Source organism: Veillonella sp. 6_1_27, from assembly GCF_000163735.1.
GTDB classification, from domain to species: Bacteria; Bacillota; Negativicutes; order Veillonellales; family Veillonellaceae; genus Veillonella; species Veillonella parvula_A.
Genome location: NZ_GG770217.1, coordinates 225,242 through 246,135, shown reverse-complemented (window position 1 = coordinate 246,135; position 20,894 = coordinate 225,242). Strand labels below are relative to the sequence as shown.

Below are 20,894 nucleotides of genomic sequence, written 5' to 3'. Positions count from 1 at the left end.
ACTAAAGAATAGAGTGTATTCTGTATAGGCATAGCGATCAGGATTTTACAAAGGAGGACTACGATGATCAAGAAACTGATTTTGTTAGTTGTAGGTATTATGATGGCTGCTTTATTTGCAGGTTGTGGCAATGATGCACCGAATGCACAGAAGGAACAAGCAGGTAAAAAAATCCAAGTGGTAACAAGTTTTAATGCAATGGCTGAGTTTACAAAGGCTATTGGTGGTGACAAGGTAGAGGTATCTACTATTATACCAGATGGCGTAGAACCACATGATTTCGAATTGAAGCCTGAAAATATGAAACAATTGGCAACAGCTCAAGTATTTGTGTATAACGGTTTTGGTATGGAGCCTTGGGCAAAACAAGCTATCGAAGCAGCTAAAAATGATAAACTCGTATCTGTTGTAGCTACTGAAGGTGTTGAAGCTATTAAAAATACTGACCCAGAAGAAATTAAAGAACATGGTGCAGAAGATCCTCATGCATGGTTATCTTTGAAAAATGCTAAAATTGAAGTGAAAAATATCAAGGATGCCCTTGTAAAAGTTGACCCAGCAAACAAGGATTATTATGAAAAGAATTATACTGAATACGTTGCTAAATTAGATGCAATGATTAAAAAATATGAAGAGCAATTCGCTAAAGCTCCGCATAAAAACTTTGTTACAGGCCATGCAGCATTTGCGTACCTATGCCGTGATTTTGGTTTAGAACAAAACAGTGTGGAAGATGTATTTGCTGAAGGTGAACCTAATGCAGCACAATTGGCTAAACTCATCGAATACGCTAAAGAAAACCATATTACTACTATCTTTGCAGAAGAAATGGCTAGCCCAGAAGTATCCAAAACTTTGGCACAAGAAGTAGGTGCTAAGGTAGAAACTATTTATACTATCGAAAGCAACGAAGATAATAAAACATACTTAGAACGTATGGATGAAAACCTTACAAAAATTGCAGCATCTTTGCAATAAGATAAACGAAAAGGCGGCCCCTAGTGGGGCTGCTTTTTTGCGTTATAATAGGTTAGAATAATGTCTTAAAATTTGAATTATATAGTATAATATATTAATAGATGAAATAAAAAGGAAACCTAATATGGTTATCATTAATAAATCAGGGGTTGCTGATGAAAGGGCTTGACCATAGTTATTATTTTGAAGGGGCAAGTTACCTATAAGCAATTTGGTCTAAATCTTTGGATAACGGGAATTTCTTTTTACATAATATCCTTCATCTTTGGTGTGGGAGGTATAATGTTGTCCATGACGGTTTAAATATAGTTTGTGTTACAATTAAAGAAATATAGGTGTTTTGGAGGTTTTATGGAAACAAAATGGTATTCAGATATTTGGCAGCTTGTGGTAGCTCCCTTTAAACGCGGTATTCCACAGATTGTAGAGCATGGATCTTGTCGAAAAGGGTTCTATGCTACAGTAGCTTTGGCATTGGTGGCATTCGTATTTTCAAATATTCTACCTACTTTTTTGAGTATGATATTTGTGGATAAACTTAGTGTTGCACTTACTGGTGCGGCGGCTCTTTCTGGGGCCGGTATATTAGGCCTAGCGGTTGGCTTGCTATTTGCTTTTATTGGTATTGCTATTTATTCTGCGATTTTCTCTTGGGTCGCCAATAAATTTGATGCCCATACTACATATGAGTCTGTGTTAAAAATCATGTGGTACGAACAAGCTTATAATCAGATTATGGGCTTAGTATATTTCATTGGCTTCCTATTACTATCATTGCCATTTTTGCTGCTACTAGGCTCTAATCCTGACTCTATAGTAGGTAGTATTGTATGGATAACTATTATTATATTCGCAACGATAGCTTTTGCAGTCTATACATTCTGGGTATGTTTAACATTGTTAAGTCGCCAAATTAATAAATCCCGTTTAGCAACTTTTGGCATTTCTATTATTACGAGTTTAATTCCCATAATCGTTTTAGGTATCTTGATTGGCATCATAGCACTTGCTACTTCCAGATAATTACATAACATGAAAACTATCAAAGGGGCTGTAATAAAATAGTCCTTACTACTAAAAAAGCTATTAGCTGATTATATATAATCAGCTAATAGCTTTTTTCTGTATTTTATAAAGAAAAGGACCCCGAAGGATGCATTTCATTGGGATAATTAAAGTATGAAAAGATGTCTCTTTTGTGCTATAATGATGAACGGAAAATGAAAAGTAACTATTTTTATAGTTCCTTTTGGTGTGTTGTATGTTATAGTATTTAAACTTGAATGGTATGTATGTATATTGTGTAAAAGGTGGTGATACTTATGATGGTAGGTTTAATGCAGTTTATCTATCGTTTATTAAACCCTATTGAAGAGAATAATCCTCGTATGTATCACTTTGATATTGCCGATGGGCAACTCATAGGAATGTTGCTATTAACACTTATATGCTATCAATTTACTATTGTAGGTGAAGGCGTATATTTAGATGCTATACGTGCGTTTATACGCAATTCTTCGTTATTAGTAAGGTGGGAATCGCTATCTCTTCCAGTAGGTCAACATGAAATACAACTTTTTTTGGAACAGATGGGTAGTCCTAGAGAATTTTGGAATATGGGTCGCTTTGCATGGGTAATCGGAAAAGTTATTTTCATGGCATGTATCATTATAGTTTATGCGGTTGCTCAACAGCGTAAATTTTATGTTCGAACTGTTACAACCGGTATTTTGCATATCATGTCATTTGCTCAACTTGTTGTGGCATTGATTACTTTTACAGCAGGGATTATGCTGATTTTAACTTCGGTACCATTAATACTGCAAGCAATCATTGGCTTCTGTATGATTGTGCTATGTGTTTTAAGTACCGTATTATTGTTACAAACTATGGGACGTATTGTGGGAGCATGTATTAATGGGACTCCTTATGAAGGTTTGATTCTAATGTTGATTGCTCTTTTGGTAGCACACGTGTTTGAATGGATTTATATGTTGACTCGATAAAATACATATGATATATCTAGGACGAGACATGGCTCGTCCTTTTTTACTAGTTTTAAACTAAAAGGAGTATTTATGACATGGTATAAGGATATATTGCATTTATTTACCAAGCTTAGCGAACAATCTTTTCAGAATATTATCAATTATGGATCTCATACAAGAGCCATTCTGAATCTAGTCGTATCTACTATTGTATTATATATAATGACCTATAGCTTACCGTTTATGGTGAAAGTTATATCTCCAATGCTCGGAATTAAACGGATTACTGGGTTAACTCATTTTGATGTAATTAGTATTTTAGCAAGTTCTGTATTTTTAATTTTTCAAATTATCATCGGTTCATTTGTTATATGGCGCTTACTTGTTTTATTAGGTGGTCGTGGTACTTATGGTGGGGTATTGCGCAATTATATATATGGATTAGCTTATACAAATGCACTTCGCACGGTTGTCTTAGTATTAATTCATATACTAGGGATTATTTTTTTCTCTTTGTCTCTTCAAAAATATGTAGGGGATATGGCCTATCTTATTACGATGTTCAGCCAGTATTATGCTGTGTTCATTGTAGCCCAATTAATGAGACGTTATGTTGAACTAGGTATCGTTAAAACTTATATTGTTATGTTTGTTGTGGCATTATTATCTGTCTCCGTATTGCCTCAATGGATTCGTTTTGTTCATACTCTCTTCAAATGATGTATTATAATAAGACTTAAAAAACCGCAAGATAAAATTCTTGCGGTTTTTGTTCACTCTATAATAAGTTGGGCTTCGTAGTGTTGTAATAATAGCACCACATTATCTTCGTCGTATTCGATTTGTTGTGACCATCTTGCAACTTGTTTTAAGGGGTGTCCCTCTAAGGCGCTGGCTATAAGTATATAGTCAGTACCATCCTTTGCATAAGCTAAGATAGATTCCAAGGAATAATCTGATAGCATATCGATTTGGCGATACAATATATATTGGTACACTTTGTTAAATAGTCTCATATCCTCTTGCTGTATATAGGTCTGTACGGATGCGATGAGTTGGTCTAGTTTACTAGATAATGTATTAACTTGTGCTGTCCAATTCTCATCGATGGGTTCGGTTTGTTTATATAGGTCTAATAGTTCTTTGAAAGACTGCTTTGAGGGCTTTGGCGTATATTGGAATAGATTAGGATCTAAATCAAAGGCTAATAATTCAAAAATATTGTGGAGTGTTAATCGCTCCTCAGAATTGAATTCATTATGGTCATCTTCAATTGTAAAGAGGAGAAAGTCCATCGGTTCTTGTTGGGCTAATAGTTCAACCGATGCTTCACAAGATAATCCAACGCCACATAGTTCTAAGTCTTCAATGTATTTATAAAAGCGTGGATGCATATGACAGGTGTCACAAAGTCCTTCTTCTCCTAATTCAAGAACTACTTTGCATAGACCTTTTTCATTGAGTAAGGGACACATAGGTTGTGCTTTAGAAAAGATAAAATGACTGCCTTCATCATCAACAGTGATGGCTTGGCGTAAACTTTCACCAAGAGAACCTGTCATGGAATGATAACGTTCAGCAGTAGGCTCATCTATATCGATGGTCCACAGCTGACAACATGTATTTTCGCATTGATCGGCCTTGCATTGAAATTCGTGATATATAGTGGGGTAAATTGAAATCATAGTTAGCTCACATGTAGTTACAAAAATGAATCTATGTGCATTGTATCATAGGGGGCAGGTACATGCACTAATTATATAAATAAAGATTATAAACCGCGTTGATTTAGTGTATAATTGTATATATATTGTTATGATAACTGTTTGAGATATGGAGGAACCAATGAGATCATTTTTTGTAAAAGGTAGCCTTGTATTGGCCTTGGCAGCGGCATTTGGCATGCCAAATGCAAGTGCAGCCCCTTTAGTAGCTGTAGAGCCAACTGTGGCAGTTGTTGATGGCAACCATGCGGCAATTGTAGGAGCTAATGGTTTATTAAATGCCTTTATCCAAAATCATCCAAATGCTGGAATTACGGAAATCGCCTTTGATGCGGATGGAGGTCAAATTAAGTATGATGTAGAGGGTTTTGATGAAACTGGCAAATATGAGTTAACGTATATCTATGCTACTAATCAAATCTTTGAAAAACGCGAAGGGGACTTCCATAAATCGTTAAAGAAAAAATCTTTTGATCCACGAGAAATTTTACCTCCTGCAGCAGTGGTGAACTTTGCTTATGCCCAAACAAAAGGCAAAGCTGTGAGCCTCAACGAATGGGCTGTGCGCTATGATAAAGGTAAAATCGTGTACAAAGTTAGCTTTGGTACAGAAGATAATAAAGAGGTACATGTACGTATGGATGCAATGAACGGTAAATTGCTATCTGTTAAATTTGATGACTAATATATGATTGACTAGTTATTATATCTTAATAGTGCTTAGTTATTTTATTCTGAATATAATAATTAAATACATTAATACTGTTTTTCTTAAAAAAATAACTAGTATTGACGTGTTTTTTTGTGAAAGTTTGCTCATGAATGTAAATTTTTAGATATCAATACGTGTATTTTGAAAGCCGTTTATCCCTTATATATGGGGTAAACGGCTTTTGACATGTTATTCATGGAATTTTTAAGTATAAAGTAAATCCCATAGGATTTTATAGGAATTATATATAAATTCATTCTAAACTCACTATAAAATAAGCATTTAATGGTTCTTCTACATTTTGACTTCATAGACTATCGATAGTATGTGTACCAGTCGAAAGACAAACTCAACTATATCTGAAATTTCCAAACTATATATCTACAAGTCCATGCTAGATATATGTTTTGGAACTTACATGATGACATTGAGTTGACTGGAAATATACATGCGTAAAGTTGCATGTATATGAATTAATAAGGAGGACAATATGAAAAAATCTATTTTAAAAAGTAGTATTGCTTTAGCAGTGGCTGGCGTATTTGGTGCCACTGTAGCTGTAACAGCAGCTGAACCAGTAACTCCAATGCCTGTTACGCAAGAAACAGCGAGTACAGCGACTCCAGCACAACCAGTTACTGATCCAGTAGTTCCTACTGTAGCGGTGGCTCCAGATGTGGCTACTACTGCAGTTGCACCTAAAATTCCAGTAGCTCCTGTAGCAGAAGCTAATCAAGTAGGTACAGCAGTTCGTAATACTACACCAGTTCCAACAGCTACACAAGATGTTAAAACACCAGTAGCTCAAGAAACTGTAGTGCCTAGTACAGAAAATCCTGCAGCAGCGGTCCCTTCTATTGAAACTGCATCTGTAGCTAAAGCTCCTAGTGAACCAAGAGTAGTACGCAGTGGTGATAAAAAATCTGAATCTGTAGCGAAGCATGGTAAAGAAGTTAAAAATACTAAAAAAGCTGCAGTAGATAAAGCGCCTAAAGTAAAAGTTGTGAAAGACGAAAAAAAAGCTGATAAAGAAGAGCCTACTAAAGAGGAAAAAAAAACTCTAAAAGTAGAAAATCACAACCTAGCACAACCAACCAGCAAGAAGGCGTAGTAGACCAAAATAGTATTTTCGTAGCTGGTGCTAATTATTTAATTGACCAATTCGAAAGCAAATTTGGAAACTCCAAAATTACAAATGTATCTTTCAAAACTCAAGGTAAAACTGCCATCTATGAAGTAGCTGGTTTTAATACTAGTGGTGCTCATTCTATGACTCTAGATGTGGCTACTGGTAATGTAACTGATGGTACTCCTAAAGCATATGATGCATCTATGGAAGCTAGTGCTATTGATGCCGGAACAGTAATACCTCCACATGTGGCAATTAATGCAGCTTTCGTACAGTCTGGCAAGGTAGCGACTGGTATTAATGCGTGGTCTCTTGCTAATCAAAATGGTAAACCACTATATACCATAGAATTCCATGATGCACAAAATAAACCGATATCCGTTGTATTGGATGCTAAAACAGGGACGGTAGCAAAATAAGTTGATCTCCTATTCTATAGCGCTGTAAAGCAAACCCTTTCAAAAACGAACACTAAGCACTCAAAACTATACACACATAACATAAATACACTTACACACACATACACAACACACAAAAACACACAAAAACACACACAATAAACAACACACACAATAAACAATTACACACAGCCCTCTGGATTGGATAGATAAACATTGACTCTCTCCTATGCCATCTATCGTTCAGAGGGCCCCTTATGAATTGTGGTTCCCTCCGAATCATAAGATTATATACTTGGTATATATACTCTCTCTCACAATAAGAACGTAACTGCTTTACAGCACGCTGGGTATAGGAGAGCAAGAAAGCCCGTATCACATGTAGAATTCTACATGTGATACGGGCTTTCTTTATTTTACATAGGTTAAATATATTGTCGTGGTACGCGCTCTGAGAATCCACAAAAGATCTCATAAGGAATTGTGGAAGCAAGGGCTGCAATTTCTAAAGCAGAAATGCTTTCATGACCTTGAGACCCTAGAAGCACCACCTTATCGCCAGGCTTTACCGTGATTGTATCCGGAACAGAAACCATGAATTGATCCATACAAATACGACCTACTACGGGACAACGAGTGCCATGAATCAGTACGGTGCCCCGATTGGATAAACTACGAGGGTAGCCATCCGCATAGCCTACAGGGATAGTAGCAATTGTCATTGGTTCAGTTGTGATATAGGTAGATCCATATCCAATGCCTTCGCCAGCAGGGATATGTTGTACATGAACAACTTCACTATGGAAAGATAAAACAGGTTTTAAGCCCAATCGATTTGGCACATCAAGAGATGGCATGATACCGTATTGAATAATACCAGGACGAGCATCTGTGAATAGACTATCTTTGACAGATAAAAGACCTGCACTGTTGGCGAGGGAGAAACGGTAATCTGCTTCTGGACGGAATGCTCGTATTTCATCTACCATGCGATGAAATTTTTGCGTTTGGCTATGGGCGTGTGATTGATCCGCCGCATCAGCATTGCTCATGTGAGAGAAGAATCCGTCTATTTCCAAATTTTCGTAGGACTCAATGCGTTTGATAAACTCAATGGCATCCTCAGGCTTGATACCGATGCGATGCATGCCTGTATCAACGGCAACAGCAACGCGAATAATCATGTCGTGATTATCGGCTACTTTATTGAGTGATTCCAAGTCGGTAGATTCACAAACGGCAGGAATCGAATTAGTGTCTGCCACAAGTTCAAAGGATTGTGGCCTTGTGAGTCCTAATAAATAAATAGGTACCATAATACCTGCATTGCGAAGTGGTACGGACTCCTCTGGAATAGCAACGGCTAAGGATTCGTAACCTTCCTCCACGGCAATACGCCCCATCATAACACTGCCGTGGCCGTAGCCATTGGCCTTGATGACAGCTGTAGACGTACTCCATTCAGGTAAACTATCTTTAATTTTACGCAAATTCTCGCGAACGAGACTTGTATTTATGGTCAAATAGGTAGGTCTCATTGTATTCCTCAATTCTATATAACATTACTTTTATTTTATAACTTTTGGGGAATTACACAATACTTTTGTGAAAGTTATATACAGAAAAATGAGTTTTACTTTGAATTTTATAGGATTTATACATATATTATATACAATTATTGTGAAAGTATACTAATTAGTTGTGAAAGTATATTAATTGGTATAGGTAGTTGATATATAATAGAAGTTATTTTAGTATAAAATTATATAAATAATAGTATAATTTATGTATAATTTATATAGAAGTGGTATTACCTATGTTTTAGGCTATTCAATTTAGGAGGTTCTCATGAGTGAACGTGTAGTAGTGGTAAACGCAAGTAAAATGAATTACGACCATGCATTAGATTTTTCTGTATTATCTAGTGATGTAAAAGTTTACGAGGATAGTACAAATGCAGAGCTTATTGAACGCATTCAAGGTGCTCGCGTAGTAGTAACAAAAGAGATTCCTGTTACTGCTGAGTTACTTTCACAATTCCCAGATACAGTAAAGCTCATCGTAGAAGCTGGCACGGGTTATAATAATATTGACCTTAACGCAGCGAAAGCAAAGGGTATCACCGTATGTAATATCCCGGCCTATAGTACGGAACGTGTAGCGCATACAGTCATCATGATGATCCTCAATTTTGCATCCACTATGCAGCAACAAATCGGCATGCTTGCTAAAGGTGATCGCAGTAATTTCACAAAACATTTACAAGTGAGCCATACAGAAGTGAATGGTAAAACATTAGGTGTTGTTGGTGCTGGTCACATTGGTATGGAAGTGATCAAAGTAGCAAAAGCACTCGGTATGAATATTTTGGTTCATACACGCACACCAAAGGCTGATGGAGATGGTATTCGTTATGTAAGTCTTGATGAATTACTAGAAAATAGTGATTATATTACATTGCATTGCCCATTGAATGACCAAACTAAGCACATGATTAATAAAGAAACTATCGGTAAAATGAAATCTAGTGCAGTCATCATAAATACTGGTCGTGGTCCACTTATTAATGAAGCAGACCTTTGTGAAGCATTAGCCGCTAAACGCATTGTTGGAGCCGGTCTTGATGTACAGGAGGTAGAGCCTCCTGCAGAGGATAGTCCTCTCTATACACTAGATAACGTCATCATTACTCCGCACATGGGTTGGAAAGGCCTTGAAACACGTCAACGCTTGGTAGGCATTATTCGAGATAATGTACAAGCCTTCTTTAAGGGGGAACCAATCAATGTTGTATCTTGATAAATTTTAAATAATTATATAATAGGTTCTATAACGGCATGGAAGTAATTGTCTAATTCTGTAGGCGATTCTTTCATGCCGTTTTTTACCCACCATAACACCATTTCCACAAAGCTACCTGAAATATGATTAATAATAAAGTCATCCGGTAGATTTGTATTTGCTTTACGGTCTTGGTTGATAAAATATCCTTGTACCAACTCATTTAGATGATCCCTGAAATAGCGCAAAAAGATTTCGTTATTATCACTAGCTAGTAGTTCGAGGATTTTATTTTCATTTTGCTGTAAATGTTGTAATAAATGACCAAATACTGAGACAGGGTAAATACTTTGTTGATACAGCCCATGAGCATGCGGTAAGTGATTAATACTATCTTTTATATGTAAAAATAAGTCTTCGCAGAGTGCTTCTAGCAATGCTTCTTTTGTGTCGAAATGAGCATAAAAGGTGGTGCGGCCAATGTCTGCGGCACTAATGATTTCTTGAACGGTGATTTTGTCATACGCCTTATTAGATAATAATTTGTTAAAAGCTATAAATATGGCTTTACGAGTTTTTTTCTGCCTACGATCCATATTAACTCCTGTCATTCTTTTAGTACAGAATAGCGTATATGTTCCGTAATGAACATATGAGATGTTTTATATATTGTATTAAAACCATAGGTTGATACAATTAAAGTGAACAAGGTGTTCGCTATCGTAATTATTGTACTGTAAGTGTAGTCATAATTCAATTCATATTGGTAGTGAAAGTCTGATAAGGGGATTGCTATATGGTACATCGAATACATGATATATTATCTGGTTTATATATGACGATTTTAGCGGGGCTATTTTTACTGCTTGATGGGATTCCGTATTTGATAGAAGAGTTTTGTGGACAGAGACCATTTCAAAATATATTCCCTTTTGAACCTTCCTGGATTACCGTTATTATTTGTGGTTTTCCTCTTGTATATTTATCTATACGAAGGATTGTATACAATAAGGGAATTAGTAAAATCTCATCGGCTCTATTGATTTCCATGGCTATGTTTGCAGCCATTGCCATTGGCGATATATTTGCGGCTGGTGAGGTCGCCTTTATTATGGCTTTAGGCGCTCTCCTTGAAGAAGCAACTACGGAGCGAGCAAAAAAAGGGTTAAAGAAGTTAATTTCATTAGCACCTGTTAAGGGTCGTAAAATACAAGATAACAAAGAAATGATGGTTCCTGTAGAGTCTATACAAAGTGGTGATTATTTACGAATCCTTCCGGGCGAAACGATGCCTGTAGATGGACGCATTATTAATGGTGAAACAACGGTAGATCAATCTATTATGACAGGAGAGTCTATCCCTGTTGATAAAACAATTGATGATGATGTATTTGGCGGAACGATTAACTGTTTTGGTGCCATAGATATTATAGCTACCAAAGTGGGCGAAGATAGTTCTATTCAAAAAATGATTCAACTTATTAAAAATGCGGAACAGAAACAGGCTCCGATTCAGCGTATAGCTGATATTGTTGCTAGTCGATTGGTTCCTATTGCATTGATGATTGCATGTATAGGCTATTTAGTAACTGGCAATATCATCGTCGGTGCTACTGTGTTGGTAGTATTTTGTCCTTGTGCATTGGTGCTCGCTACACCTACTGCAGTTATGGCTGCTATTGGTCAAGCTACTAAACATGGAGTTATTATTAAATCTGGTGAAATTCTTGAAACTATGGGAAAAGTAGATACTATGGCATTTGATAAAACCGGCACATTAACACGTGGTCAGTTAGCGGTCCAATCTATTTTAGCCGTTGATACAGATTATAGTGAGACCGATATTCTTCAATTAGCTGCATCTGCAGAGGCTAAGAGCGAGCATCCTATTGGTAAAGCTATCGTTTCTCACGACATAGAGCAAGATTTAGAAATACTTGATACTACTTCGTTTACGATGTTCGTAGGTAAAGGGATTATAGCCGTAATAAAAGGTCGAGAATTATATTGTGGAAATGAACGATTCCTTGAAGAGCATAATATTATTGTCAGTGAGTCTATTCAACAAGCCATTAATGTATATCGAAGTGAAGGAAAGGTATCTGTCATTATTGCAGATAAAGAGCATATTATAGGTATCATTACATTATCTGATACAATGCGAGATGATGTGATAAATATGATATCTGCTATCTCAAGCTTAGATATGACAACAGTATTACTTACTGGTGATAGTGAAGAAGCAGCTACATATATTGGAAAGAAATCTGGCGTTTCCGAAATACATGCGGAGCTTTTACCAGGAGAAAAAGTAAGTATTATCGAATCATTGCAAGGGAAACATCATAAGGTTTGTATGGTTGGCGATGGAATTAACGATGCACCGGCTATGAAGACTGCTGATGTGAGTATTGCAATGGGGACTATTGGTAGTGATATTGCCATAGAAACAGCAGACATTGCTTTGATGAGTGATGACCTTAGTAAAATTCCTTATATTAAACGATTATCAGATGCTACGATTAAAACTATAAAATTTAGTATTGCTTTATCAATGGTCATTAATTGTATCGCTATTATTCTCTCATTGCTTGAGGTTTTGACGCCTACTACAGGTGCATTAGTGCATAATGTGGGATCTTGTTTAGTGGTCCTCATCGCTGCCCGTTTGTATGATAGAAAGTTTATTTAAATGCAATAAGAGCCGTCCCCGGTTGTATGGGGGCGGCTCTATTGATTAGGGCTATCATAGATCAAGTCTTGGTATATATATTTATATATATCAAGGGAGGTAGTTATCCTCAAACTTGATTATGATTGATGTTGTGTTTTGATGGGACTCCACCAATGGCGTCTATAGGCCTTGATGCCTTCCACCACGGTTCTTGTCGCTTTAGCTGCAATATCTTTCGTCGCAGCTGGGATGCCCTCTAGGCGATAGGGAATACCTAACTCCTTATATTTAGCAATACCCATAACGTGATAAGGTAAGCAATCAACGGCTTGTAAATTTTTCAGAGATCCTAGAAAAAAGCCTAGACGATAGTGACGATCGGCATTATCTGTAATCGTAGGGACTACTACGTGACGAACCCAAATCGGAACTTCCACGTCTGCCGTCAATCGAGCAAACCCGAGAATGGGTTCTAACGGTTTACCCGTTAACCATAAATGCTTGGCTGGATCGATTTCCTTAATGTCTAGGATGACGAGACTAGTTATACTGAGTAATTTACGGTATGCCACCTCTTGGTGGGGGTCAAAACAAATTCCACTTGTATCTAAACAGGTATGGACGTTTCTTTCACGGAAATATGTGAAAAGCTCAATAACAAAGTCGATTTGCATAAGAGCTTCCCCACCTGTGACGGTGATACCACCATTAGTATAAAATTGGCGGTTACGTTCGTACTGGTCCCATAATTCCTTTACGGTCATGAATTTAGCATTATCGCTAGTTTCATCCCATGTATCAGGATTATGGCAATAAGCACAGCGCATGGGGCATCCTTGAAGAAATACCACCATGCGCATGCCTGGACCATCAACTGTACCCATCGTTTCAACCGAATGAATACGTCCAGTCATAGGAAACCTCGATTAGATACGTTGATGGAATGTACGGGAAATAACTTCGTCCTGTTGTTGTTTTGTCAATTTGTTGAAGTGCACCGCATAACCGGATACACGAATCGTCAATTGAGGGTACAACTCAGGATGTTTTTGAGCGTCTAACAATGTTTCACGAGTAAACACGTTAACGTTCAAATGATGGCCGCCCTTTTGGGAATAACCATCCAATAACTCTACCAAGTTATCAACTTGTTGGTTGCTCATGGGTATAACCTCCTTTCAACCAAGACTAACACGCGTATCGATGCCGGTGAAAGCAGTTCGATACTGTGGAAGATTTTACTTATCTTCCTCTATAGTAACATTTGGTTCGCTGCATGCGAAGTTTGTATTGCTGTTAGGCAATTGAGAAGGGTCTAACTCAATATCAAAATCGCTGACGGAAACAAATGTTTCACCAGATTTACCTAATGCGTCCGGAATGATAGAGAAGGTATTAGAAATACCATCGGAGCAATCACGCCATGGCATTTTAGCTACGGATGCCAACGAGGATACAGCACCGTGAGAATCACGACCGTGCATTGGGTTCGCGCCAGGAGCGAAAGCTTCGCCAGCTTTACGGCCATCTGGAGTAGAACCTGTAGCAGTACCATATACTACGTTGGAAGTAATTGTTAACAAGCTCATAGTAGGAACGGATTGACGATATGTAGGATGTTTACGAATCTTGTTCATAAATGTGGAAACAACCTTTGCTGCCAAGCTATCTACACGGTCATCATCGTTACCATATTTAGGGAAGTCACCTTCGATTTCGAAATCAACAGCGATGCCATTTTCGTCACGGATAGGTTTTACCTTAGCATATTTAATAGCGGATAAGGAGTCTGCTACTACGGATAAACCAGCGATACCAGTTGCAAACCAACGAGTTACCTTGCGGTCATGCAATGCCATTTCTAGTTTTTCATAAGCATATTTATCGTGCATGTAGTGAATGATGTTCAATGCATTTACATATACGCCTGCCAACCATTCCATCATGTCGTCGAATTTTTCCCATACTTCGTCAAATTCTAAGTATTCGGAAGTGATAGGGCGGTACTTAGGACCAATTTGTTTCTTCAACTTTTCGTCAACGCCACCGTTGATAGCGTAAAGCAAGCATTTAGCCAAGTTGGAACGGGCACCGAAGAATTGCATTTCTTTACCAATACGCATTGGGGATACGCAACATGCGATTGCATAGTCATCACCAGAGTTAGGACGCATCAATTCGTCATTTTCGTATTGAATGGAAGATGTTTCAATGGATAATTTCGCACAGAAACGGCGGAAGCCAATCGGCATGCGAGGGGACCACAATACAGTGAGGTTTGGTTCTGGAGCAGGACCAAGGTTAGTCAATGTATGTAGGTAACGGAAGGACATCTTGGAAACCAATGTACGGCCGTCAGTACCCATACCACCGATGGATTCAGTGGTCCAAACAGGGTCACCTGTGAACAAATTGTTGTATTCATGGATACGTGCGAAGCGAACCATGCGCAATTTCATAATGAAATGGTCTACGAATTCTTGGATTTGTTCCTCTGTGTATGTGCCGTTGCGAAGGTCTCGTTCCGCATAGATATCGAGGAATGTGGAGTTACGACCAATGGACATAGCAGCACCGTTTTGCTCTTTAATAGCACCAAGATAGCCGAAGTAAATCCATTGCATAGCTTCACGAACATCCTTAGCTGGTTTGGAAATATCATAGCCATAGGACGCTGCCATCTCTTTCAATTCTTTCAAAGAGCGGATTTGATCTTGTATTTCCTCACGGTCGCGAATAACATCTTCTAGCATGTCACCCATTGTAATGCTAAATTGTTCTTTTTTATCTTCAATAAGGTAATCAACACCGTAAAGAGCGATACGACGATAGTCACCGATAATACGACCACGGCTATACGCATCTGGCAAACCAGTTACAATGTGAGCTGTACGTGCAGCACGCATTTCTGGAGTATATACATCAAATACGCCATCATTATGAGTTTTGCGATGTTTCTTGAAGAAGTCCTCTGTTTGCGGATCCATTTTGAAGCCGTATTCTTCAATAGCGGATTTTGCTGTGCGCAAGCCACCATATGGGAACATAGCGCGTTTTAAAGGTTTGTCAGTTTGCAAACCAACGATTGTTTCAAGTTCTTTGTCGATATATCCTGGCGCATGGGCAGTAATGTGTGTGGCCACGGAAGTATCAGCATCGAGCATGCCGCCTTTTTCACGTTCTTCTTCATAAAGCTTCATTACTTGTTCCCACAATTTTGTTGTTCGTTCTGTAGGACCAGCAAGGAAGGAATCGTCCCCTTCATAGGGAATATAGTTTCTTTGAATAAAGTCGCGTACATCAACGGCTTTATCCCACACACCTGTGTTAAAATCTTTCCATGCAGTATGTTGCATTTTGCACCTCCATAAAAGGATATAACTATAGATTTCTATGCCTATAGTGTACAATGTTTGTAGCAATTCTACAATGAATAGATGATATAGATTTTCAATACATACTATGCAATTTTGTGAAGTATCTCATAAATTTCCATAAGCTAAATTGTTTAAATACACCAGTATATATAGGCTTATATGGGATTTTGCTTTTTGCAATTTCATTTAATGTATATATAATAATATGAAATTGCATATCAATATTAATAAAGGAAATAAAAATTTTATTAAAGAGGATGAAGGCGGATTATTCAATAGTATGATCGGATATTTCAAATTTAAAGGCCCTTTCAGGTGTATTCAATATCTCTGTGGATGAATTGCTTTCAGAAGAAGCGGTTAAACCTCGATATCCTTATGAAAGCATCGTAGAATATGATATCGATGAGATAAAACATTTCGATATTAAACTGGGTTCTGTTAATTGCGTAAAAATGAGAGCTGGAGAGGGTGAGAAGATAAAGGTTCAATTGGTCAGTGATACTATTGAAAATTTGACGGAACTGGTGAAAGTAAAAATCGATGATATCAAAAGGCGTATCGATGTGGATGTAAATTGTTCCAAATCCTTATCTGAAGAGCTTGTAAAAGAACATTTGTGGATTTTTATAAATTTGCCTGAAAAATATATGGGAGATACGGAGCTAGCGACCCATTGTGAAAAACTAGAGCTATTTGATATTATTAGTGAAAAGTTTGAGCTAGACGGAGCGGTTAAAGAAATTTATATTGCCGGCGGTAACAGTCATATAGAGCTGGATAACAACTCTCCAATGGAGATATATGTAGCGGATTATACGGGGCGAATTGATGTGAATCAGATATCGGCGAAATCTCGGCTGCATGTCCCTCACGAGTATGCTTTCAAAGCGGTGAAAAAAGGTATTCGTACTAAATTGCTCTTTGAAGATCGTGGACATCTTGTAGACGATTTTTCTGTGTCTGAATCAGAAAATCAAATTGAAATTAATGGAATCAATAGTGAACTTACAATAGTCAAGTTAAGTGAATAGTTGTATTAAATACATAGACATATCTGCTACATAGTTTTCATAAAGCGTTATTACTTTTTCTAACGACTTTGTTACACATTTTGTAGGTCCCATAAGGAACAAAGCATCCCCTTCATAGGAATAAAAAATATGATTTAATTTATTGTAGTGTTAGGGGTATATTATGGTACTATTGAGATAGTGTTATTAAGCTATAAAACATGTAGATAACATGATCTTGGTAGAATGAATCAAGATAGAAATAATTTGGATAGAATATACGTTAATCAAAGTGGATTATAAGATTGTATAGGCGAATGCTATTGAAAGGTGGATGTTAATGACAAATCGAAAGAAAGCACTTTTAGGTGCTTCTGCTACTATTGCGGTGTGGGCTACTGCATTTCCTTTCAGTAAAATAGCATTACAGTCAGTAGATTCATTGACATTGTCTGTGGCAAGGGTCATGGGTGGCGCTTTACTTATGCTGGTAATCGGTGTTGTAAAAGGGCTACATATACCGACAACATGGCGTGAGTGGGGACTATATATTCTGTTAGGTGCTACAGGGAATTTTCTTTACCAAGTTGTATTTAATGAAGGCTTGCGCACAATTCCAGCGGCCACATCCAGTATTATTATGGCCTTGACTCCGATGACGACAGCACTGATGGCCACGATTATTTATAAGGATACAATACGACCTATAGGATGGCTATTTACCATAACTGCATTTATAGGTGTAGCCATAATTATTCTATGGAATTCCGCCCTTACTATTCCTGTAGGAGCCTTGTGGACTTTGTTAGGGATGATACTCTTTGCAGTGTATAATATTCTAAATCGTGGACTTAGTTTAAAGGGACATAAGCCTATCACTATCGCCATGTGGTCTATGTTTACGGGGGCTATTATGGCATTGCCCTTTGCGGAACATGCTATTGAATTGATTGTGGTGGCACCGATTAGTGCAAAATTTGCTATGGCCTATTTAGCATTCCTATCTAGTGCGTTAGGCTTTGTATTCTGGAGCTATGCCTTGGAACATGCTGAAAAGGTTTCTGATGTAACTAATTTTATGTATATCTCGCCTATAGTGGCAGCTATTGTAGCAGCCTTCTTATTGGGGGAAATACCTAATATGGGTCTCTATATAGGGGCGCCTGTCATTTTAGGATCCCTATATCTCTTTAATCGATATAGATAAGTTATTTGTTAGTGTCTGAATCGGTTCAGATTGATGTAAAAATATAAAATTAGATAAATAGGGATGTAAACCCTTATAAGATAAGAGTTATATAATAAAAGAACCTCAACCTTTTAACTGGTGAGGTTCTTTTTTGGTTTGACAGTCCTTATAAATTGTAGTAATCTAAGTACATAATTAAATCATACCTTATAAATATGTTTTAAATTTAAGTTTAATTCCTACTAAATTGCAGGAAAAGAGGCGGTACAGTGATTGCTATACGAAATGTAACGAAAGAGTTTGATGTTAATAAGCAAAAGGTTACTGCATTATCTGATGTAAACTTTACCATAGAAAGAGGCGACATATTTGGTATTATTGGCTTTAGTGGAGCCGGTAAATCTACACTGTTACGCATGATTAATGCTTTAGAGGTACCTACCTCTGGTCATGTTGAAATAGATGGTGTGAATATCAATGGTTTAAGTTTTAACGAGCTCAGAAAGGTTCGTAAGCGCATCGGCATGGTGTTTCAACAGTTCAATTTATTGAATGCTAAATCTGTGTATGATAATGTGGCGATTCCATTAATTCTAAATAAAGTTTCTAAATCAGAGATTGATAACAAGGTTAAAACCTTGTTAGACTTTGTTGATTTAGGTGATAAGGCAAATGCCTATCCAGGAGAATTATCTGGTGGTCAAAAGCAGCGCGTTGGTATTGCTCGTGCGTTGGCTACAGATCCATCAATTCTGCTTTGCGATGAAGCAACAAGTGCTCTTGATCCAGATACAACAGAGTCTATTCTTCAATTATTAGAACGCGTTAATCGTGAACTAGGGGTAACAGTCGTTATCGTAACTCATGAGATAGATGTAATCCAAAAGATATGTAATCGCGTTGTAGTTATGGAACATGGGAAGCTTATCGAGAGAGGTTCTGTACTTGAGGTGTTTAGTAAACCTAAGCATGAAACAACAAAACGATTTGTTAGGACTGTTATTCCTGATGAAATCCCATCTACAGTGAAACATACCTTGGCTTGTGATAAAAGGCCTTACACAATACTTAAAATGCACTTCTTAGGAAATAATACAACTGATAATGTGCTATATCATATTAATAAAACTTTTGATTTAGAAACGAGTGTGTTGTTTGCTACGGTAACAGAGTTAGAGCATACGGTACTTGGTATTTTCATTGTTCAGTTTATTGGTGATGATTTGGAAATGGGCAAGGTAAAAGAGTATCTTGTGACACAAGGCATCGAATGGCAGGAGGTGACACTATAATGGACTTCTTTATGCAAGAACTTGGAGTTCCAGGTTCACAGTTAGTACTAGCTGCAGAACAGACATTATATATGGTGTTCCTGTCTTTATTCATTGGTACCGTACTAGGTCTAATTATCGCAGTTACACTAGTGGTGACAAATCCTAATGGCATCATTAAAAATAGTGTGGTCTATACTATAACAAATACAATTGTTAATATCGTGCGTTCTGTACCATTTATCATTTTGATGGTGTTTATCTTGCCATTAACAAAGATGATTGTTGGTACTCGTGTTGGTACAACAGCGGCCATCGTACCGCTTGTTATATTCATTGCGCCTTATCTTGCTCGACTCTTTGAAAACTCTATTTTAGAGGTCAATAAAGGCATTATTGAGGCTGCACAGTCGATGGGGGCCTCTCATTTTGAGGTGATTTGGCATTTCCTTTTACCAGAGGCAAAGGGTTCGCTTATTCTATCTATTACAACAGGTACCATAGGTCTTATCGGTGCTACTGCTATGGCGGGTGCTATTGGTGCAGGTGGTGTAGGTGATTTGGCCCTTACCTATGGTTATGAACGGTTGAACTTCCCATTGATGCTATTTACCGTTGTTATTTTAATTATTTTTGTTCAAATTATTCAAACAATAGGTAACTACTTTGCACGTCGTGCGCGTCGTTCCTAATTTGATGAAATAGATTTTAGTTATATGGATTGTGAAAGTATAGGAGAATGTACTATGAAATTTAAAAAATTCCTTGCCCTTGGTATGGCATTAGTATTTAGCGTAGCTTTTATCGCAGGTTGTGGTTCTAATAATAGTGATAATGGTGCTAAAAAAGAATTAACCTATAGTAAATCTCAAGGCCCTTATTCTGAATTGTTTGAAAAAGGTGTAAAACCAATTTTAGAAAAACAAGGCTATACCTTCAAAGGTGTAGATATGTCTGACTTGGTACAAGCAGACCAAGTATTGAGTGATGGTGAAGTGGATTTTAATGTTGAACAACATACAGCATACATGAAAAACTTCAACGAAAAACAAAATGGTCATCTTGTAGCATTGACTCCAATTCCAACAGTGCCAGCTGGTATCTTTAGTGGTTCTAAGACATCTTTAGATCAAGTAGCTGATGGCGATACTATTGCAGTTCCTAATGATGCATCTAACATGGCTCGTGCCTATGCGTTGTTGCAAAAAATCGGTTGGATTAAACTTGATCCTAATAAAGACTTAGCGACAGTCACACAAGCAGATATTATTGAAAATCCTAAACATCTTAAATTTACAGAAATGAAGTCCCTTACAATTCCTTCTGTACGTACTGATTTTGATTATATTGTTATTACAGGAGCTATCATTTATAATGCAAAAATTGACCCTAAATCTGCATTGGCAAATGAGGATGTATTGCCACAATGGTTATTACAACTTGTAGTTAACGAGAAAAACAAAGAGGCTCAATGGGCAAAAGATATTGTAGCAGCTTATCATTCTCAAGAATTTAAGGACTACATGGAAAAAAATAATAACGGTTTATGGTTTGTACCAAAAGGTGAATAATTGATAGAAAAACGTACTATACATGTGCACAAATAAAATAACCGCTGATAAGTTACTACTTGTCAGCGGTTATTTTGCCGTTTACAGAA

Annotated in this window: 20 protein-coding genes; 14 read left to right on the top strand and 6 right to left on the bottom strand. The window is 37.3% G+C overall.

What is annotated here, in order from left to right:
* Positions 1–63: 63 nt before the first annotated feature.
* The 4 genes from HMPREF0874_RS08180 (at position 64) to HMPREF0874_RS08165 (ending at position 3,686) form a co-directional block, all read left to right on the top strand.
* Positions 64–978, top strand: coding sequence for a metal ABC transporter substrate-binding protein (locus HMPREF0874_RS08180; RefSeq protein WP_008603023.1), 915 nt, complete (start codon positions 64–66; stop codon positions 976–978).
* 351 nt (positions 979–1,329) lie between these two features.
* Positions 1,330–2,001, top strand: a complete 672-nt coding sequence (locus HMPREF0874_RS08175; protein WP_039965389.1) for a hypothetical protein — start codon at positions 1,330–1,332, stop codon at positions 1,999–2,001.
* 299 nt (positions 2,002–2,300) lie between these two features.
* On the top strand, positions 2,301–2,984 hold the full coding sequence (locus tag HMPREF0874_RS08170) for a hypothetical protein (RefSeq protein ID WP_039965387.1): 684 nt from the start codon (positions 2,301–2,303) through the stop codon (positions 2,982–2,984).
* Between the two features lie 72 nt (positions 2,985–3,056).
* Positions 3,057–3,686 carry a hypothetical protein gene (locus HMPREF0874_RS08165; RefSeq protein WP_008603017.1) on the top strand — a complete coding sequence of 210 codons (630 nt, stop codon included), beginning with the start codon at positions 3,057–3,059 and terminating at the stop codon, positions 3,684–3,686.
* A 53-nt stretch (positions 3,687–3,739) separates the two neighbouring features.
* On the opposite strand, the gene fliB is transcribed toward HMPREF0874_RS08165, so the two are convergent.
* A complete protein-coding gene (fliB, locus tag HMPREF0874_RS08160) occupies positions 3,740–4,651 on the bottom strand; it encodes a flagellin lysine-N-methylase (RefSeq protein WP_008603015.1) in 912 nt (303 codons plus the stop codon).
* 160 nt (positions 4,652–4,811) lie between these two features.
* Here fliB and HMPREF0874_RS08155 point away from each other — a divergent pair, with 160 nt between their 5' ends.
* The 3 genes from HMPREF0874_RS08155 to HMPREF0874_RS08145 all read left to right on the top strand — a co-directional run bounded on the left by HMPREF0874_RS08155 (position 4,812) and on the right by HMPREF0874_RS08145 (position 6,950).
* Positions 4,812–5,375, top strand: a complete 564-nt coding sequence (locus HMPREF0874_RS08155) for a PepSY domain-containing protein (protein WP_012863831.1) — start codon at positions 4,812–4,814, stop codon at positions 5,373–5,375.
* Between the two features lie 517 nt (positions 5,376–5,892).
* Positions 5,893–6,513: a hypothetical protein gene (locus tag HMPREF0874_RS08150; protein WP_008603010.1), complete on the top strand. Its 621-nt coding sequence runs from the start codon at positions 5,893–5,895 to the stop codon at positions 6,511–6,513.
* A 158-nt stretch (positions 6,514–6,671) separates the two neighbouring features.
* Positions 6,672–6,950, top strand: coding sequence for a PepSY domain-containing protein (locus tag HMPREF0874_RS08145; protein ID WP_004697959.1), 279 nt, complete (start codon positions 6,672–6,674; stop codon positions 6,948–6,950).
* A 404-nt stretch (positions 6,951–7,354) separates the two neighbouring features.
* Here the strand turns inward: HMPREF0874_RS08145 and alr are convergent, their stop codons facing one another.
* Positions 7,355–8,467 carry an alanine racemase gene (alr, locus tag HMPREF0874_RS08140; RefSeq protein ID WP_004697849.1) on the bottom strand — a complete coding sequence of 371 codons (1,113 nt, stop codon included), beginning with the start codon at positions 8,465–8,467 and terminating at the stop codon, positions 7,355–7,357.
* 310 nt (positions 8,468–8,777) lie between these two features.
* Here alr and HMPREF0874_RS08135 point away from each other — a divergent pair, with 310 nt between their 5' ends.
* Positions 8,778–9,728 carry a 2-hydroxyacid dehydrogenase gene (locus HMPREF0874_RS08135; protein ID WP_008603006.1) on the top strand — a complete coding sequence of 317 codons (951 nt, stop codon included), beginning with the start codon at positions 8,778–8,780 and terminating at the stop codon, positions 9,726–9,728.
* Between the two features lie 14 nt (positions 9,729–9,742).
* Here the strand turns inward: HMPREF0874_RS08135 and HMPREF0874_RS08130 are convergent, their stop codons facing one another.
* Positions 9,743–10,306 carry a TetR/AcrR family transcriptional regulator gene (locus tag HMPREF0874_RS08130; protein ID WP_008603003.1) on the bottom strand — a complete coding sequence of 188 codons (564 nt, stop codon included), beginning with the start codon at positions 10,304–10,306 and terminating at the stop codon, positions 9,743–9,745.
* 200 nt (positions 10,307–10,506) lie between these two features.
* Between HMPREF0874_RS08130 and HMPREF0874_RS08125 the strand changes: the two genes are divergently transcribed.
* Complete coding sequence (locus HMPREF0874_RS08125; RefSeq protein ID WP_008603001.1) at positions 10,507–12,402, top strand: cation-translocating P-type ATPase; 1,896 nt, start codon at positions 10,507–10,509, stop codon at positions 12,400–12,402.
* A 119-nt stretch (positions 12,403–12,521) separates the two neighbouring features.
* Here HMPREF0874_RS08125 and pflA read toward each other — a convergent pair whose 3' ends face one another.
* The 3 genes from pflA to pflB all read right to left on the bottom strand — a co-directional run bounded on the left by pflA (position 12,522) and on the right by pflB (position 15,740).
* The gene (gene pflA / locus HMPREF0874_RS08120; RefSeq protein ID WP_008602999.1) at positions 12,522–13,298 is read right to left on the bottom strand and encodes a pyruvate formate-lyase-activating protein; all 777 of its coding nucleotides are present in this window, start codon (positions 13,296–13,298) and stop codon (positions 12,522–12,524) included.
* Positions 13,299–13,310: 12 nt separating this feature from the next.
* Positions 13,311–13,547 (bottom strand): autonomous glycyl radical cofactor GrcA3, encoded by a 237-nt coding sequence (gene grcA3 / locus HMPREF0874_RS08115; RefSeq protein ID WP_004693956.1) that lies wholly within the window; start codon positions 13,545–13,547, stop codon positions 13,311–13,313.
* 75 nt (positions 13,548–13,622) lie between these two features.
* Positions 13,623–15,740, bottom strand: a complete 2,118-nt coding sequence (gene pflB / locus HMPREF0874_RS08110; RefSeq protein ID WP_039965381.1) for a formate C-acetyltransferase — start codon at positions 15,738–15,740, stop codon at positions 13,623–13,625.
* A gap of 353 nt (positions 15,741–16,093) precedes the next feature.
* Between pflB and HMPREF0874_RS08105 the strand changes: the two genes are divergently transcribed.
* The 5 genes from HMPREF0874_RS08105 to HMPREF0874_RS08085 all read left to right on the top strand — a co-directional run bounded on the left by HMPREF0874_RS08105 (position 16,094) and on the right by HMPREF0874_RS08085 (position 20,805).
* On the top strand, positions 16,094–16,795 hold the full coding sequence (locus tag HMPREF0874_RS08105) for a hypothetical protein (protein WP_008602995.1): 702 nt from the start codon (positions 16,094–16,096) through the stop codon (positions 16,793–16,795).
* Between the two features lie 319 nt (positions 16,796–17,114).
* The gene (locus HMPREF0874_RS08100) at positions 17,115–17,981 is read left to right on the top strand and encodes a DMT family transporter (RefSeq protein WP_039965380.1); all 867 of its coding nucleotides are present in this window, start codon (positions 17,115–17,117) and stop codon (positions 17,979–17,981) included.
* 251 nt (positions 17,982–18,232) lie between these two features.
* Positions 18,233–19,255 carry a methionine ABC transporter ATP-binding protein gene (locus HMPREF0874_RS08095; protein WP_039965377.1) on the top strand — a complete coding sequence of 341 codons (1,023 nt, stop codon included), beginning with the start codon at positions 18,233–18,235 and terminating at the stop codon, positions 19,253–19,255.
* On the top strand, positions 19,255–19,926 hold the full coding sequence (locus tag HMPREF0874_RS08090; RefSeq protein WP_004693945.1) for a methionine ABC transporter permease: 672 nt from the start codon (positions 19,255–19,257) through the stop codon (positions 19,924–19,926). Before HMPREF0874_RS08095 ends, HMPREF0874_RS08090 begins: the two co-directional genes overlap by 1 nt.
* A 54-nt stretch (positions 19,927–19,980) precedes the next feature.
* A complete protein-coding gene (locus tag HMPREF0874_RS08085) occupies positions 19,981–20,805 on the top strand; it encodes a MetQ/NlpA family ABC transporter substrate-binding protein (RefSeq protein ID WP_008602988.1) in 825 nt (274 codons plus the stop codon).
* The last annotated feature ends 89 nt before the right edge of the window (positions 20,806–20,894 follow it).

Coding starts and splice junctions, on each gene's coding strand:
- HMPREF0874_RS08135 (WP_008603006.1), top strand. CDS start 8,778: ATGAGTGAACGTGTAGTAGTGGTAAACGCAAGTAAAATGAATTACGAC.
- HMPREF0874_RS08145 (WP_004697959.1), top strand. CDS start 6,672: ATGACTCTAGATGTGGCTACTGGTAATGTAACTGATGGTACTCCTAAA.
- HMPREF0874_RS08130 (WP_008603003.1), bottom strand. CDS start 10,306: ATGGATCGTAGGCAGAAAAAAACTCGTAAAGCCATATTTATAGCTTTT.
- HMPREF0874_RS08155 (WP_012863831.1), top strand. CDS start 4,812: ATGAGATCATTTTTTGTAAAAGGTAGCCTTGTATTGGCCTTGGCAGCG.
- HMPREF0874_RS08100 (WP_039965380.1), top strand. CDS start 17,115: ATGACAAATCGAAAGAAAGCACTTTTAGGTGCTTCTGCTACTATTGCG.
- grcA3 (WP_004693956.1), bottom strand. CDS start 13,547: ATGAGCAACCAACAAGTTGATAACTTGGTAGAGTTATTGGATGGTTAT.
- HMPREF0874_RS08175 (WP_039965389.1), top strand. CDS start 1,330: ATGGAAACAAAATGGTATTCAGATATTTGGCAGCTTGTGGTAGCTCCC.
- HMPREF0874_RS08165 (WP_008603017.1), top strand. CDS start 3,057: ATGACATGGTATAAGGATATATTGCATTTATTTACCAAGCTTAGCGAA.
- HMPREF0874_RS08090 (WP_004693945.1), top strand. CDS start 19,255: ATGGACTTCTTTATGCAAGAACTTGGAGTTCCAGGTTCACAGTTAGTA.
- fliB (WP_008603015.1), bottom strand. CDS start 4,651: ATGATTTCAATTTACCCCACTATATATCACGAATTTCAATGCAAGGCC.
- HMPREF0874_RS08180 (WP_008603023.1), top strand. CDS start 64: ATGATCAAGAAACTGATTTTGTTAGTTGTAGGTATTATGATGGCTGCT.
- HMPREF0874_RS08085 (WP_008602988.1), top strand. CDS start 19,981: ATGAAATTTAAAAAATTCCTTGCCCTTGGTATGGCATTAGTATTTAGC.
- pflA (WP_008602999.1), bottom strand. CDS start 13,298: ATGACTGGACGTATTCATTCGGTTGAAACGATGGGTACAGTTGATGGT.
- HMPREF0874_RS08170 (WP_039965387.1), top strand. CDS start 2,301: ATGATGGTAGGTTTAATGCAGTTTATCTATCGTTTATTAAACCCTATT.
- HMPREF0874_RS08125 (WP_008603001.1), top strand. CDS start 10,507: ATGGTACATCGAATACATGATATATTATCTGGTTTATATATGACGATT.
- pflB (WP_039965381.1), bottom strand. CDS start 15,740: ATGCAACATACTGCATGGAAAGATTTTAACACAGGTGTGTGGGATAAA.
- HMPREF0874_RS08150 (WP_008603010.1), top strand. CDS start 5,893: ATGAAAAAATCTATTTTAAAAAGTAGTATTGCTTTAGCAGTGGCTGGC.
- alr (WP_004697849.1), bottom strand. CDS start 8,467: ATGAGACCTACCTATTTGACCATAAATACAAGTCTCGTTCGCGAGAAT.